Source organism: Flavobacterium notoginsengisoli (assembly GCF_042686225.1).
GTDB classification, from domain to species: domain Bacteria; phylum Bacteroidota; class Bacteroidia; order Flavobacteriales; family Flavobacteriaceae; genus Flavobacterium; species Flavobacterium notoginsengisoli.
This window is the reverse complement of the sequence record NZ_JBHUOT010000005.1, coordinates 342,179-357,424: the sequence shown is the minus strand read 5'-3', so window position 1 is coordinate 357,424 and position 15,246 is coordinate 342,179. Positions and strand designations below refer to the sequence as shown.

General features: G+C 33.1%; 11 protein-coding genes. 7 read left to right on the top strand and 4 right to left on the bottom strand.

Annotated elements, in window-relative coordinates; translation table 11 throughout:
* The first annotated feature begins 63 nt into the window (after window positions 1-63).
* The 5 genes from ACFS3A_RS13975 (at window position 64) to ACFS3A_RS13955 (ending at window position 5,974) form a co-directional block, all read left to right on the top strand.
* Window positions 64-1,605 (top strand): glycine--tRNA ligase, encoded by a 1,542-nt coding sequence (locus ACFS3A_RS13975; RefSeq protein ID WP_379826215.1) that lies wholly within the window; start codon window positions 64-66, stop codon window positions 1,603-1,605.
* A 270-nt stretch (window positions 1,606-1,875) separates the two neighbouring features.
* A complete protein-coding gene (locus ACFS3A_RS13970; protein WP_379826214.1) occupies window positions 1,876-2,694 on the top strand; it encodes a LytR/AlgR family response regulator transcription factor in 819 nt (272 codons plus the stop codon).
* A 176-nt stretch (window positions 2,695-2,870) separates the two neighbouring features.
* Window positions 2,871-3,125 (top strand): hypothetical protein, encoded by a 255-nt coding sequence (locus ACFS3A_RS13965; protein ID WP_379826213.1) that lies wholly within the window; start codon window positions 2,871-2,873, stop codon window positions 3,123-3,125.
* Window positions 3,126-3,507: 382 nt separating this feature from the next.
* Window positions 3,508-5,286: a tetratricopeptide repeat-containing sensor histidine kinase gene (locus ACFS3A_RS13960; RefSeq protein ID WP_379826212.1), complete on the top strand. Its 1,779-nt coding sequence runs from the start codon at window positions 3,508-3,510 to the stop codon at window positions 5,284-5,286.
* On the top strand, window positions 5,276-5,974 hold the full coding sequence (locus ACFS3A_RS13955; protein WP_379826211.1) for a response regulator: 699 nt from the start codon (window positions 5,276-5,278) through the stop codon (window positions 5,972-5,974). The genes ACFS3A_RS13960 and ACFS3A_RS13955 overlap by 11 nt, the downstream gene beginning before the upstream one ends.
* An 84-nt stretch (window positions 5,975-6,058) precedes the next feature.
* On the opposite strand, the gene thiL is transcribed toward ACFS3A_RS13955, so the two are convergent.
* The 3 genes from thiL to ACFS3A_RS13940 form a co-directional block, all read right to left on the bottom strand.
* The gene (gene thiL, locus ACFS3A_RS13950; protein ID WP_379826210.1) at window positions 6,059-7,105 is read right to left on the bottom strand and encodes a thiamine-phosphate kinase; all 1,047 of its coding nucleotides are present in this window, start codon (window positions 7,103-7,105) and stop codon (window positions 6,059-6,061) included.
* A gap of 543 nt (window positions 7,106-7,648) precedes the next feature.
* Window positions 7,649-8,548, bottom strand: coding sequence for a hypothetical protein (locus tag ACFS3A_RS13945; protein ID WP_379826209.1), 900 nt, complete (start codon window positions 8,546-8,548; stop codon window positions 7,649-7,651).
* A gap of 168 nt (window positions 8,549-8,716) precedes the next feature.
* Window positions 8,717-12,772 carry a T9SS type B sorting domain-containing protein gene (locus ACFS3A_RS13940; RefSeq protein WP_379826208.1) on the bottom strand — a complete coding sequence of 1,352 codons (4,056 nt, stop codon included), beginning with the start codon at window positions 12,770-12,772 and terminating at the stop codon, window positions 8,717-8,719.
* A 315-nt stretch (window positions 12,773-13,087) separates the two neighbouring features.
* Here ACFS3A_RS13940 and ACFS3A_RS13935 point away from each other — a divergent pair, with 315 nt between their 5' ends.
* Both ACFS3A_RS13935 and ACFS3A_RS13930 read left to right on the top strand, forming a co-directional pair.
* Window positions 13,088-13,570, top strand: coding sequence for a DinB family protein (locus tag ACFS3A_RS13935; RefSeq protein WP_379826207.1), 483 nt, complete (start codon window positions 13,088-13,090; stop codon window positions 13,568-13,570).
* 47 nt (window positions 13,571-13,617) lie between these two features.
* Window positions 13,618-14,115 (top strand): DinB family protein, encoded by a 498-nt coding sequence (locus ACFS3A_RS13930; RefSeq protein WP_379826206.1) that lies wholly within the window; start codon window positions 13,618-13,620, stop codon window positions 14,113-14,115.
* A 40-nt stretch (window positions 14,116-14,155) separates the two neighbouring features.
* Here ACFS3A_RS13930 and ACFS3A_RS13925 read toward each other — a convergent pair whose 3' ends face one another.
* A complete protein-coding gene (locus ACFS3A_RS13925) occupies window positions 14,156-15,115 on the bottom strand; it encodes a helix-turn-helix transcriptional regulator (protein WP_379826205.1) in 960 nt (319 codons plus the stop codon).
* Window positions 15,116-15,246: the final 131 nt, after the last annotated feature.

Here is a 15,246-nt window from a genome sequence, read left to right as displayed (position 1 = left end):
CAATGGTTCAATCTTTATAATTTTTCTTTTTTTTAAAGGTACTTTTTATATTTTTGCATCACTATGGCAAAACAAGAAGATATATTTAAGAATGTGGTTTCGCACGCAAAAGAGTACGGATTTATTTTTCCGTCAAGCGAAGTTTACGACGGTTTAAGTGCTGTATATGATTACGCACAAAACGGTGTCGAATTAAAAAAGAATATCCGTGAATATTGGTGGAAATCAATGGTTCAGATGAATGAAAATATTGTCGGCCTTGATGCTGCAATATTGATGCATCCAACAACTTGGAAAGCTTCAGGCCACGTTGATGCATTCAATGACCCATTAATTGATAATAAAGATTCTAAAAAAAGATACAGAGCTGACGTTTTGGTTGAAGACTATGCTGAAAAAATTCACCAAAAAGCACAAAAAGAAATTGACAAAGCAAAAGCTCGTTTTGGCGATGCATTTAACGAACAAGAGTTTGTAACTACAAATGCTCGTGTAATTGAATATTTAGCTAAAGAAAAAGAAATCAGAGAGCGTTTAGGACGTTCTTTAGGTAACGGAGATTTAGAAGATGTTAAAGCTTTAATCGAAGAACTTGAAATTGCTGACCCTGAAACCGGCTCTAAAAACTGGACAGATGTAAAGCAGTTTAACTTAATGTTTGGAACTAAACTTGGAGCTTCTGCAGAAAATGCAATGGATTTATACTTGCGTCCGGAAACAGCTCAGGGTATTTTTGTTAACTTTTTGAATGTTCAGAAATCAGGTCGTATGAAAGTTCCTTTTGGAATTGCTCAAACGGGTAAAGCCTTCAGAAATGAAATTGTTGCAAGACAATTTATTTTCCGTATGCGTGAATTTGAACAAATGGAAATGCAATTTTTTGTTCGTCCGGGAGAAGAAATGAAATGGTACGAACACTGGAAAGAAACACGTTTAAAATGGCATTTATCTTTAGGTTTAGGTAAAGAAAATTACCGTTACCACGATCACGAAAAACTGGCGCATTACGCAAATGCAGCGGCAGACATTGAATTTAATTTCCCATTCGGATTTAAAGAATTGGAAGGAATTCACTCTCGTACCGATTTCGATTTAAAAGCACACGAAGAATATTCCGGAAGAAAATTACAATATTTTGATCCTGAATTAAATGAAAACTACGTTCCTTATGTAGTAGAAACTTCGGTAGGTTTAGATCGTATGTTCCTTGCTGTTTTTGCAACTTCATTAAAAGAAGAAACATTAGAAGACGGTTCTACAAGAACAGTTTTACAGTTACCGGCTGTTTTAGCTCCAACTAAAGCTGCGGTTTTACCATTAGTTAAAAAAGATGGTTTACCGGAAGTTTCAAGAAAAATCATCGAAGACCTGAAATGGGATTTCAATGTGGCGTATGATGAAAAAGATGCTGTAGGACGTCGTTACAGAAGGCAGGATGCTCTGGGAACACCTTTCTGTATTACAGTAGATCATCAGACATTAGAAGACGAAACGGTAACGATTCGTCATAGAGATACTATGAAACAAGATCGCGTAAAAATTACTGAATTAAGAGGTATTATCGAAAATGAAGTTTCGATGAAAAACTGGTTAATGAAAATGTAAGCTTTACATTCTATATTATAAATCCCAAATTCTGTAAAGGAGTTTGGGATTTTTGATTTTAAAAAACAGGCATTTTATCGATGTTTTTTGCATTTCATCTTTATGTATCAACATTTAGGTGTAATGTGTTAACAATGAAATGCTTAAAAAGTTAAAATCCGTAATTTTAAATGCGGAAAAATGCCAAAACCAAAATTTTTTCGCAAAGGATCAAATTAAATTGTTTTTTTGATTGTGATTGTGAAGTGAGAAAAGCAACAAAACCAAAATTTGAAAAAGTATTCGTATATTATTATTGATGATGATGCTGAAAGTATTTTGAAGACCAAAACAACCGCTACAGGTTTTTCAGAATTATCTTTTACGGCTTCCGCATCAAATTTTCAAGAAGGTTTAAATTTGGTTTTGGAGCATAAACCAGCCCTGGTTTTTCTGGAAATTGATCCTAAAAATAAGGCAAGTGAATTATCTCTGGCTTTTATCAGTGAATTGCACCGTTTTTTTCAGGAAATTCCAAAAATTATTATTACTACAAGTAAAAAAGACAAAGCCTTTGATGCAATTCAATATGGTGTCTTTGATTATCTTTTAAAACCTGTTATACATATTGATCTTCTAAAAACAGTTTTGAAGCTTAAAAAAGCAAATTTAGAGTTAAAAACAGCGCCATTAAAAGAAGAACCAACTTCAATTGTTATAGATAACGTAAACAACGTAACGATTCCTCAAAATATCGAAAAACCATTAACAATCTGCATAAAATCGTATGGAGATTATCGATATTTAAACGCAGCCGATATTTGTTACTTTCAGGCCGATAATAATTCAACCGACATTTATTTGAATACAGGTGAAATGATTACAGCATTTAAAACGTTAAAACATTTTGAGAGCGTTTTGTCGTATCCTTTTATCCGTATTCACAATAGTTATGTCATCAATCGTAACTATATTGCCAGAATTCATAGCGGAAACTCAATCTGTTACATAAAAAACTCTTCTAAAAAGATTCCATTTTCTAAAACTTACAAAGCAAATGTAGAGCTTATAATTTCTGATTTTGCTGCAGGAAATTACTTAGAAATCTAAAAACCAGACGTTTACACGAATTTGCTACCCATTGACTATCAATTGGGTATGATTTACCATAAACTCAATTTTTTGTATAAATTTTTTTCGATCCCTGTATTAGTTTCACACCATGATTCGCAACAAACAGCAGTCATTCTCCAAAAAAAGTAAACAAACATTTAAAACCTCAGGTCATGAAAAAAACAGCTTTGACAATCGGATTATTTTCTTTAGTAATGGTAGCAACTTCTTTTGCAAATCCTACAGATTTTTCAAAGAAAATAAAAATTTCAACTTCAGAGAATATTATCGATCCTAAGTTAGGTGGTTCAGCTGGTGGTGGAAGAAAACAAGATCCGATAGTAGAACAAAATTTGTCATTAAAAAACAATCAATCAAATTTCGCAGATATCAATCAATCTTTAGGAACTAGCAAAAAGTTAGACTAAATTTTAGAAATAATTGTAAAAAAATATTTTAGGCTGTCAAAATTTTGACAGCCTTTTTTTGTATGCATAGTTTTACTATTTTTGGTGAAACTCAGAACCTCTATTGAAAAAATATTGTCAGATAGTATTGCTTCTATTTGTGTTTTTTATTGGGTGTACAAAAAAAAAACATTTAGATCAGAGCGTTAATTCTACAGAAGATAGTCTTTCTATTTATCTGTCGTTGGCCAATGATATTAATTTGAGCTATGATTTAAAACAAAAAAACAATCAGAAAGCATTTTTGATTGTACAAAATCAGAAAAAGGATTCTCTTAGCCTCGTCAATTTATTTAAAATTGCGAATCGATATTATAATATGAATGATCTAAAGTCATATCAAATGATTTCGGAATTAATCTTAGACCGATCTATAAGTGCTCGGGATTCGGCAAATATTGCTAAAGCATATACCTATTTAGGGGACTACTACAGCGCTCAAACAATTTCTGATAGTGCTTATAGAAATTATTTTAAAGCCCAAAAAATTTATGTTCAGATTAATGACGAAAGTAATTTGGCTAAAACTTTATTAAGCAAGGCAACTTTACAATACAATGAGTCAGATTATTTTGAGAGTGAAATTTCGGTTTTTAAAGTTCTCGGAATATTAAAGCAGAAAAAAAATGTAAACAGTCAGCTTTATGATTGTTACAACCTTTTAGGTATTTTGTATAACCAAAGAGAAGAGTACAAGAAGGCTTTGGAGTTTCAGAATAAAGCACTAGACGTTTTAAATGACAATACAATTCCATCAGATCTTCAGTTAAGGGCAACGTCGCTAAATAATATAGGCTTTATTTATATGTCTATGCTTAACTATACTCAAGCTGTTTACTATTTTGAAAAGGGGTTAGAAGAAAAAAATCTATTTCAGGAAAAGACAATATTATATGCTATGCTATTGGATAATTTGGCTTATGCAAAATTTAAGTCTAATAGAATGGACGGACTTCCGGAGCAGTTTTACAGATCTTTGAAGATTAGAGACAGTTTGGGGTTAAAAACCGAAATGATTTCTAATCAAATTCATTTATCTGAATATTATGCATTCAAAAAAGATACTGTAAATGCTATTAAAATTTCTAAAGAAGCACTTCTACTTTCGAGATCTTTCGAAAAACTAAATAATACATTGATTGCTTTAAAACAAATTGCAGTTGTAGATCCGCGTAATGCCTCTATTTATTCAAAAGAATACATCCGTTTGAGTGATAAAGTTTTAAAAGCAGAACGAAATATGGGCGAGAAATTCTCCCGAATCGAATATGAAACCAACGAAATAAAAGATCAGAATTTCAATCTTCAGGAAAAGAATAAGACTTTGGTTTATGTTTTTAGTATTTGTACATTGCTTGGATTATTTTTTTATGTTTATAAAACCCAACAGGCAAAAAACCGTGAATTACTTTTTAAACAACAACAACAGATTGCAAATGAGGATATTTACAATTTAATGATTTCTCAACAAAATGAAATTGAGCTGACCCGAATTAAAGAAAAGAAAAAAGTAGCACAGGAATTACATGACGGAGTTCTGGGACGCATGTTTGGTATTCGGATCAGTTTAGACAGTCTGGACAAGGTTGATGAAGTTGAAGCAGCGTCTAAAAGAAAAAAATACTTAGCAGAGCTTAAAAATATTGAACAGGATATACGTGAAATTTCTCACGATTTAAATAGAGAAAAGTCAGAATTAATTAATAATTTTGTTGCTATTCTTAATAAACTATTTGAAAATCAAAGAAATACATATAGTTCCAAATTGATTACGTCTTTTGATCCTGATGTTAAATGGGAATTAATTAGTAATATTGTTAAAATCAATTTATATAGGATTATTCAGGAAGGACTTCAAAATTGTAATAAGTATGCTAAGGCTGATATTATTAAAATAGAGTTTAAGATTGAAAACGATGATTTAGTCTTAACAATTGAAGATGACGGAATAGGATTTAATACCAATAAAACCAAAAACGGAATTGGTCTGCACAATATTGAGTACAGGGCAACAGAATGTAGGGGTACAGTTACTATAAAATCTGCCAAAGGAGAAGGAACAATCCTTATTGTAAAAATACCTATAGACCCAAATAATAACCTGCAAAATAATGACATTTGATTTAACAGCTCCAGTTCCGCAATTAGTTAAAAAGAATATTTTAATAGTAGATGATCATCCATTTATTATTGAAGGATATAAGAACGCGATAACTCGTTATAATCCAAAGAAGTATGAGTTTTTTATTTCTCAGGCACACGATTGCAGATCAGGTTATGATATAATAGAAAATGAGAACACACCACTATTTGATATTGCTTTTTTAGATATCAGTATGCCACCTTATGAGGAAAAGGAGATTTTTTCAGGAGAAGATTTAGCAAAGCTGCTGTTAAAGAAAATGCCTTCCTGCAAGGTTATTCTTTTGACTATGTATACGGAACTGCTGAAAATTAAAACCATAATCAGAACAATTCAACCCAATGGATTGATCATAAAAAATGACCTTACTTTTGATGAATTGCTTTTGGCTTTTGATAATGTGATGAAAAACGAAAAATATTACAGCCAGTCTGTAGTAAAAATGCTGAATCAGACTACACACAATGCAATCGAAATAGATCAATATGATAAGCAAATATTAATTCATTTGTCTAAAGGCTCCTCAGTTAATGAGATGCTTCATAATATTCCAATCTCTTTAAATGCAATCGAAAAAAGAAAAAAACACCTGAAAGAATTACTCAAAATAAAAAGTAGTTCTGATGATGATTTAGTCAGAGAAGCAAAAAGCAAAGGGCTTTTTTAAATGAAATTCCAATAAAAAAATCCAAATTCCAATAGTTATTATTAAGCATTGGAATTTGGATTTTTTTATTGGAATTTTTAAAATTTATTCAGTAAGAGCGTCCCAGCCACGTGCTTTTAAAGCAATTTTTGTGTTAGCACGTGTTACAAGATGAATTCCTTCATTTTCTTCTGCCATATGTCCGATTACAGAAAAATTCGGGTTTCCTTTTATTTTGTCAAAATCATTGATATCAATTGTAAATAAAAGCTCGTAATCTTCCCCACCGTTGATAGCAACTGTTGTACTGTCGATATTAAATTCTTCGCAAGTAGAAATAAACTGCGGATCTAAAGGCAGTTTGTCTTCATATAAATTACAACCCACTTTTGATTGCTTGCAGATATGAATAATTTCAGAAGATAATCCGTCCGAAATATCAATCATTGCAGTGGGTTTAATGTCTAAAGCATGAAGTAAAGTACGAACATCTTTTCTTGCCTCCGGTTTTAATTGGCGTTCGACCAAATAAGTATATGGATCCAAATCGGGCTGATTGTTTGGATTAACCTGAAAAACCTGTTTTTCACGTTCCAAAACCTGTAATCCCATATAGGCAGCGCCAATATCTCCGGTTACTACTAATAAGTCAGTTTGTTTAGCTCCGTTTCTGTAAACTAGTTCATTTTCATCAGCTTCACCAATAGCAGTTATACTGATAATTAAGCCTTTTTGAGAGGAGGTTGTGTCTCCGCCAATTACATCTACTTTATATTCTTTTGCCGCGTGTGTGATTCCTGCAAACAACTCTTCCAATGCTTCAAGCGGAAAGCGGTTTGAAACCGCTATTGAAACTGTAATTTGTGTTGGTTTAGCATTCATGGCACAAATGTCAGAAACATTTACTACAACAGCTTTGTATCCTAAATGTTTTAATGGCATATAAGCCAAATCAAAGTGAACTCCTTCTATCAATAAATCAGTAGAAACGACTACTTTTTTGTCCTTAAAATCAAGAACAGCTGCATCATCTCCTATGCTTTTTAAAGTCGATTCTTGTGTAACATCAAAGTTTTTGGTTAAATGGTCAATTAAACCGAATTCGCCCAATTGAGCTATGCTCGTTCGTTGTGGATTTTTATCTTCTATCATTTTTTCTGAGTTCCAAAGTTTGTAAGCTGCAAAGGTACAAAGTTGAGGATTGAATAACTATAAACGGAGTTCGATTATTAGTTTGAAGCAGAAAGATTTGATTTTTTTATTGAGATTGTCCTGATTTTACTCCAAATGAACTTTATGAAACTTCGACTATAATATGAAAAAGAGTAAAATAATTAAGACTGAACAATGAATTAATAACGAACCTAAGTGTTCTCTATTTGAGAATGTTTTTATCAAATTAGTAATAGTGAGAATTCCAATAATAAAAGGTGCCAACAAAATTAATATTGTATTTGGACCTGGTGCGCAGATTCCATGAGGCAGGACATAAAAAAATAGAAATGAAATTAAAATATAGGCTGCGTAAAAGGCCAAAGTTTTTAAAATATTTTTGTGATAAGTGGTTTGTTTTGTAAAAATATTTTTCAAATCCAATTGATTTAAAGAATTGTATTTATTGCGCCTGATATTTAGTTTGGTATGTTGCTTTTTATGAGCGGAGAGTCATAAATTTTTAAAAAAGAAAAAAGTTTTCTAATAATACTCTATAATACGCTTTTGGATTCCTTTTTTATTTTTGGAAGTTCTTATTGATTTTATCCAGTTGTTTTTATCGTCCAAAGTATATCCTAAACTCTCGGTTATCTCAATTAGCCTTCCGGCTACGTTCATTTTTTGAGATGATTTAATGAGATTTCGATGGTTGTCGTACATAAAATCTAAGCGATAAATCATTTCTTTATTCTTGTTGAATGAAACTGAAGAGTTTTCATTTCCCATTGCATCATAGGTATATAGCGTTTTCGTATCTATTTCCTTAAAATCTACTGTTCGATTTTCAATTAGTTGATTCTTGAGATTGTATTTATTGATACTTTCTGCCACAATTTCATTGTTGTTGTCAAAGTCAGTTTTTTTGTATAGTAAGCCTTTGCTATTATAGCTTTTCGTGCTTTTATTTCCTAAAGTATTATTATAGATAATAAATGCAATTTCAATTTGTTGGTTTTTCTCATTGTATTTGTATTGAAATTGATCTTCGATTGTGTCATTGCTATAATTTATTTCTTTTTCTCTAAGGTTTTTTGAATTAAAAGAAAATATAGTTTCACGAATTTTATGATTCTCATGGTCAAAATGTTGAAATTTTACTACTGAATCATTACTGCCATAATAATATTTAGAAGAAGTACCTAGTTTGCCATTTTGATACGAATCTTCTTGTGTAAGTCTTCCTTTCTCATCAAAATACTCTTTAAGAGTTTTGTTTGATTCTTCTGGATTCTCATCGTTATTGATTGAATGAGTGCTGACACTTTTGACTTTTCCATACAATTTATGATCTTTTAATGTGTTATGTAAACCATTCATCTGAGCAGTAGTTATAAATGCATTAAGGCACATTAAGAGAGCATAAGAAATGTTTTTTGTCATCTGTTTTATTTGGAATTGTAATTTGAATTCTAGCTGGTATTTTTATGATTTAAAGATAAAGTTGTCATTAATCCAAAGCTTTTTCTTTCTTCCAAATATAGAAAAAATAGTATCACATTTACAAAATGGTCCTATGGTCGCGTGAAGGATTCTAGTACACTCAAGTTATTATCGCTTCATACTAAAATGAGCTTTGAATTCCTGAACCACGCCATTTTTAGTATAAGTAACCTGAAACCAATAATCTGAAGAAGGAAGCGGACCTCCATTAAAATTACCATCCCAGCCTGCACCGGAAGGTTTGATCGTTTTTAGAAATTTACCATAACGGTCAAAGATAGTAATGACTGCATCAGGCTGATCGGCAAGATCCGGAATATTCCAGGTGTCATGGTAACCATCATTGTTTGGAGTAAAAAATTTAGGGTATTTGAGTACTTTGGCAAATAGAATAAGATTGTCACAATTCGCTTTAATGTCTCTTATCGTAATAGCATGTTCACCTGAATCAACGTTCTGAAATATAGTACTGGTTTGAAAATCGCCATCATCCAGTTGGTATTCATAAGTTCCAAAACCATTAATTAGATTTACAATGATGTCGATATTATCTTCAAATTCATCCGATACAGTCACAGTTGCAATAGCCGGACTGGATTTTTCGACAGTTACTGTCGCTGGATTATAACCGCAGTCGTTCCCAACATCGGGTACATTTTTGACAGGTACAACAGTGTAGATTCCTTCCTGAGTTGCGGTATAAGTTGGTCCTGTACCCATTTTTGTGCTATTTAAATACCATTCAACGGTATAATCAGCTGAATTAATTTCTGAACTTAACACTACTGAATTTATTAACGTCCCAGTTTGATAATCGACACAGATAATTCCTTTTTGTACAGAGAAATTTTTTAAAGGATAAATGGTAATGTCAAAATCATCCTGAGCAAAACAACTGGGATTTTTAGCCGCTGCCGCATAGATATACATTTTTTGACTGACATTTATTTTTTGCCCTGCTGTATATTGAGTTCCGGTGGCATTGGGACCGCTGTAATAATTTCCGATGGCTAAAGGAGGTAAGGTATAACTTTCGCAAATTGCAACATCAGGAGTATTGGTTAATACAGGAGTTTGAGAGATGCTAACTGTAAAACTCTTTTCGCTGACGCAGGTGAGGCGATTACCTGAAACGGCATAAACATAAATAGTCTGCGAGGTTTTTAATATGGTTCCGACTGCTATAATGGAACCTTTCCCGCCTGGTTGCGCATAATAATTACCTAATTTTAACGGAGGTAAAGTATAACTGTCACAAACATTTATGTTATTAAAATTACCCACATCTATTCCGTTGTAATTGACTTTAAAAAAGGTTTCATTACTGCAGGAAGTAAAATTGGCCCATTCGTTATAAATATAAATGGTTTGTGTTGTATTGATGGCTGTTCCTTCTGCAAGCTGTGTTCCCAGACCATGCGGACCTCCTGTTGCGGTATAATATTTTCCATTTTTTAGTTTTGGAAGTTTAAAATCGTTGCAGGTTACTACATCTGTAAAACTATCAACAGGCGGAAGCGGTCTGATTTCGACACTAAAACGATGTTCGTTTGTACATTCAGGTCCAACAGAAAAGACATAAATGGTTTGTGTTGAAGTTATGATGTCGCCTGCTTTTAGTCGGGCTCCTCCGCCGTTGGTTTTGGTAAAATAATTACCATTTACCAATGGCGGTAAAACATAACGGGCACATTCCAGTCTGTTGGCAGGAGTATCTACCAATGGCAATGGTTTTATAGTGATGACGTATTTAAGATTTTCGGTGCAATTGGGGGATGTTGTAGTTGTAGCGTAATAATATATAGTTTGCGAGTTGGTAATAACAGTTCCAGCCGGAATACTTTTGCCCTGACCTCCAGGACTTTCATAATAACCACCAATAGCGACGGGAGGCAAAGTAAAGCTTCCGCATCGCGAGATCGGAATAAAAATCGGAGAATTAACAATATCAATTTTAAAAGAATGTTCATTGGTACATCTTCCGTCATTTGCATAAACAAATATAGTCTGACTTGAAGTTATTTTGTCTCCCGCATTTAGCGCTTTGCCTAAACCTCCTGATAATGTAAAATAATTTCCATTTGTCAAAGGCGGTAATGTATACGAATCACAAGTCACTACATTTTGAGGTTTATCTATTTCCGGCAAAGGATAAACGGTAAAAGGTACCGGAATGTCACGACAGACAGATCCGTTAATCACGGCATAATAATAAATAGTCTGACTTGTTGTAAAAACTGTTCCTTCCGGGATAACATTTCCTTGTCCGCCAGACTGAGTATAAAAACCACCCGCAGGTACCTTGGGAACAATATATTGTCCGCAGGCTTCTTTTTTGAAACCAATTTCATAAATCAGTGTTATATTAAAACTACTTTCGTTAGTACAACTGTTTGTAGTTGGCCCTTTGTAGATATATATAGTGCTGCTTGTGGTAATAACATCTCCGGGATTTAGTTTGGTTCCCGTTCCATTTGTTGAGGTGTTGTATTCGCCATTTGTAATTGAAGGAAGAGTATAACTGTTGCAGGCGATAACATCTGAAATCTTATCTACGATTGGGAGCGGATTAATGATGATATTGAAGTTAACTGTTGTATAACAAACGGAATTCGAGACATTTTCAATACGTACCCAGATCGTTTTTGGTGATTGCGACGAAGAGGTAAGGAATGCTTTTGGATCGGAAATATTGTTTCTGGCACTGTTAGCCTCTGTTTCGCTATTGTAATATCTGATTTTGTATTCGGTAGGATTTAATCCATTTAAGATGATGGTTTCCTGAACTGTTAAATCTACAGAAACATTTTTAGAAATAATATCACACACATTTAAATCTGGTGGTTTTACAACAGTAATTGGATTAGTTACTAATAAATTAAACGGAACTAAATTATCACAGAAAAAGGTTTTGTCATAAGCAGGTACCACTTTTATGTATATAGTTTGATTTCCGGAACTTGTATAAGAATTTAATTGATTTTCTGGAATCATCGGCCCATTTGCATTGGCAGAAGCCAGAGAATCAAAATAGTAGATTGCGTATTTAGCCGGATCAATTCCCAATTGAGTTAAATTATTCTGAGTCAAATCATAGGTGTAAATACCATTTGTGTTATAACAGGCAGTTAAGTTTTGGGGAGTTTTAATAATCAAATCACTAATTACAACTTCGTCCTTTACTACACAACCGGAAAGTGTTGCTGTAACTCCATAAGTTCCTGCTTTGTCTACTGTCAAAGAATTGCTTGTTTCATTTGGAATTACTGCTCCGTTTAGTGTCCATACATAGCTGAAATTACCGACGAGATCCGATTTCAGTGTAATTTTTTCGCCTTGACAAATGGTTCTGTCGGGACCTAAATCCATAGTAGTCATAAAACTGCCTCCTTTTATGAAAACTGCCGAATCATAATTACTGTCATTATAATCGCCAATAGCGAGTTTTATGCGATAAGTTCGGTTTGGAACGATAGTTGAGGAAGCTGTTAAAACTTTGGTCTCACCTCTCATATTAATAGCCGATTGAGATGGATTCGCAACATTATATCGGTCAAATAAATTGGCATTGGCAGATAAACAGGATGAATTATATTGTTGATCTCTAATGTTTTTAACTGAAACAGGAGTTGTTGTTCCTGGCAATATTGCAAGATTTTTAGAAATTCCCGTTGTTAAATCCGTCAGGATAAAAGCAAAAACATCGCTGAAGCCACACTGAAATTCACCATATTCATTTGAAGCAAAAAGAAAATCAAAACTGAAATTGCTTGATAAAGGCGTAAAATCAAATTCAAGAAAACTGACATCTGTAACAGGTACAACTTGACCATTGCTGTCGCTAATAAGCTGCAAATCATTATCGGTAGCATTATTCAGTTTGCTGCTTTCATTGCTACCGGTGTAAGGGCCTTCTGTGTGTTTAGCAATTCCGTTACGTATAATGATTCCGTTTGAAATGGGAAAGTTTGGATTGGTGTTGGTAAATTTACCGATACCCTGATGTGATGAGAACTTAAAATTGCTTTCGTTTGAGCAACCGTTTTGCATCAATTCTGCCCGTATCAGTTCAGGTATGCCCAAAGTTGTAGTGTCGACTATGATTCCTTGTGATGAAGATATGGCCGAATAAAATAATAAAAGTAGAAGTAGAGCAGCTCTCATATTTCATGTTTTATTAGTTGGGTTATTTAAAGTTACGAAATTGTTTCTGTTTAATTTTTTGATTGTCAGTATTTTATGATTTTTTAACAGGTTTTGAATAAAAACAGTTAACAATTTGAAATTTGTTAAATTTTAAATATTTGAGGATTATTGGAGAAACGGAATTGTTGAAGCCGGAAAGAAAAGCAAGATGTTTTTAAAAGGGTTAAAAAGGAAAAACAAAAGATTTTTTAAAATTATTTTTTCCTGCTGACAAACTGTTGTCACCAGCCCATTTTACTTTTGAAGTATTAAAAATATTAAAACTTTAAAACCATGAAAACATTAGAAGCACAAGTAATTACACAAGAAGATTTATTGAAACACTGGCAAGGGCATCGCGCTCTTACACGTCGTTTGATCGAAGTTTTTCCAGAGAAAGATTTCTTTGAATTTTCAATAGGAGGAATGAGACCTTTTGCAAAATTGGTTGACGAACTTTTAGCTATTGCCGTTCCGGGTTTAAAAGGAATTGTAAATAGAGCAAGTGAGCCTTATAACGAAGGAGCGGGAGAAAAATTGATTTTTAAAGCACAGTATCTTGAAAAATGGGATCTGGCTACAGAAGAAATCAATAAATACTGGGAGCAGTTATCTATTGAAGATTTTAGTGAAAATTTTAATCTTTTTGGACAATACGAGTTTCCGATTATTCAAAACATTTTGTACTTTATTGATAATGAAGTACATCACCGTGGACAGGCTTATGTTTATTTAAGAGCTTTAAATATCGAACCACCATTTTTCTGGGAAAGATAATTGATTATTTTTTACTAACTTAATATCACAAATCTAAAAATAAGACTATGAGTTTAAAGAAGATAATGTCCAATTATGCAGATTATAATTTATGGGTAAATCAGCAATTTGTAAACTGGCTTTCGCCAAAGTCAGATGATTTGCTTTATGCGGAAATGCCTTCGAGTTTTTCAACTATAATGAAAACACTGGATCATATCTGGTCTACAGAAGAGTATTGGTTTTCGGTAATTTCTGAAAAGGCGCTTACTCAGAAAAAAGCGGAAGATGAATTATCTAAAGAAGAGATTTTTGCCGGTTTGCTTAACTCGTCTGCAAAATTGAAACACTTTATCAACTCATTGTCGGAAGAAGATTTAAGCACAGAAATTAAAATAACAAATCCGTGGTTTGAATGCGAACTGCCAATTGCAGATTATCTGCTTCAGGTTATCAATCACGGAACTTATCACCGGGGTCAGATTGTAACGATGGGAAGAAATATCGGAATTACAGATGCGTCCAATACAGATTACAATTTCTATAATGTGGTAAAACAGCAATAAATAAAAAACTCCTGAAGATAATTTCTCTCAGGAGTTTTTTCTATAATAATCTTTGCTTGTTGATTTCTAACAATTTCAGAACGTTGGCTTTTAAGATTTCAGGTTCCAGAATTTCAGCATAATCTCCAAACATCAAAAACCATCTCGGAAAAGCATTAGTAATATCTCTGGACATAAAGGTCATTTCGATTTTTTCGTCAATTTCTTTCTGCGAAATAAAACCATGATATTTTCTCTCAGTTGCCAAATACCGTGCTATTTTACGGTCAATTAAAAGACGGACTTTTGTTGTGGGACAGGTTTCTGTTTTGGTTAAATAAGTTTCCAGGGCATCGTGCTCAATAGTAAAATCGAAATCTGTTTTTTTTATGCCCTGAATTCTGTCGGTTCTAAACTGACGGTAATCTTTTCGAAGATGGCAATAGCCAAGAAAATACCAATTATTATTGTCATGAAAAACACCTACAGGCTCCAGATTACGTTGAGTGGTTTCGTCTTTTTCAAAAGTTTTATAGGTCAAAAGAATCTGCTTTTTTTCTGCAATTCCTTCAAAAAGAACAGCCAAAGTGTTTGGTGAATTATCATTGAACATCGGTTCAGCATCCTGCATTACAATTCTTGATTCGATGTTAGAAAGATAATCTTTGTCGTTCCCTCTTAAAACTGCTTTCAGTTTGTACATAGCTGATGCATAATGAGTTCCCAACGAAGGATCGGTAAATTTTTGCATCAGTTTTTCGGCGGCAATAAAACTGCTTACTTCTTCGCGCGTAAACATAACAGGAGGCAATCTATAACCGTCCATTAGTGCGTAACCTACGCCAGCTTCGCTATAAATAGGAACTCCCGAAGCTTCTAGAGTTCGAATATCTCTGTAAATAGTTCGTAAACTGCAATCAAAACGATCGGCCAATTCCTGAGCTTTTACAATCTTTTTGGATTGTAACTGAATCAGAATAGCAATAATCCGGTCAAATCGTTTAGGAGTTTCGTCGAGCATTTTTCTTCTGGGTTCAAAGGTTTAGAGGTTCAAAGTTACAAAGGTTTAATCTTTATATAAATAAAAAAACTGTTCCAAATTGAAACAGCTTTTGCTTTATAAGTCGAAAGAATTAAAACACTTTTTTAATT